General features: G+C 67.4%; 2 protein-coding genes. Both read right to left on the bottom strand.

Annotated features, from left to right (window positions below; translation table 11 throughout):
• Positions 1-12: 12 nt before the first annotated feature.
• On the bottom strand, positions 13-240 hold the full coding sequence (locus SSOG_RS45915) for a hypothetical protein (RefSeq protein WP_009721185.1): 228 nt from the start codon (positions 238-240) through the stop codon (positions 13-15).
• Positions 237-752 (bottom strand): hypothetical protein, encoded by a 516-nt coding sequence (locus tag SSOG_RS47430; protein ID WP_009721184.1) that lies wholly within the window; start codon positions 750-752, stop codon positions 237-239. The genes SSOG_RS45915 and SSOG_RS47430 overlap by 4 nt, the downstream gene beginning before the upstream one ends.
• Positions 753-849: the final 97 nt, after the last annotated feature.

Genomic DNA, 849 nt, shown 5'->3' with positions numbered 1-849 from the left:
TGATGAATACGGTCACTGCGTGTGAGCCCGGTAGAAGTCGTTGAGATGCGACGCCAGGCCGTTCGCGACGCTCGGATCGCCGCTTTCCAGCGCGTCCTTCGCGAGCTTCCGGCACACGTTCGTCCAGAACGTGATGAGGTACATCGGCCCCTTCTCCGCGGCCTTCGCCTGCGCTGCGTTGTAGTGCTCGGCCTGGTTCGCGAGCCGCGCCTGCGCCGCCTTCGCCTGGGCCGCGTTCACATGGCCTCCTTGCCGAAGAAGTCACCGATCGACGGCAGCGCCTGGCCGCCGCCAGGACCGGCGGTGGTGAAGTTGTGCGGCAGCGGGTCAACGAACTGCGGCACCTGCTGCTGAACCCCGCTGACCTGCGGAATCTCCTGCGGCGGGCAGCCGTTCAGGCTGTCCGTGGACTTCTGGAGGGACTTCGCGACGAACTGGCCGGCGGTGAAGGCGCGCTTCTGGCGGCGGTCCTCCTTCCGGGCCGCGGCCAGTTCCCGGCGCTGCGGCAGTTCCACGACCTCGTTCACGTAGGCGCCGTGCAGGGCCTCGGCGGCAGCCGCGGCCTTCTTCGACGCCTTCTCCATACGCCTGACCTGCCGCGACACCTTCCGCGCGCGGAAGCGGGCGGAGAACCGGCCGTCGCCGTCGATGGTCTGCTGCTCCAGGCGGGACTTGATGATGTCGCCGAGCTGCCCGTACTGGCGGGCGTCCTCCATGTGCTGGTCCCGGAAGGCACTGGTGGTCTCCCGCATCCCGGCCTCGGTGAAAAATCTCGTTGATGTCCATGGTCTTGGTCTCCGGTCTCAGGCGGTCTTCTGCTGGTCAGATGGGTTGTGCGGGTCGAATCCA

The sequence above is a fragment of the Streptomyces himastatinicus ATCC 53653 genome (assembly GCF_000158915.1).
Classification (GTDB): Bacteria; Actinomycetota; Actinomycetes; order Streptomycetales; family Streptomycetaceae; genus Streptomyces; species Streptomyces himastatinicus.
This window is presented reverse-complemented; position numbering and strand designations above follow the sequence as displayed.

What these genes read in the sequence shown, in the direction of transcription:
- SSOG_RS47430 (WP_009721184.1), bottom strand. Translation starts at nt 752, where the DNA reads ATGCGGGAGACCACCAGTGCCTTCCGGGACCAGCACATGGAGGACGCC.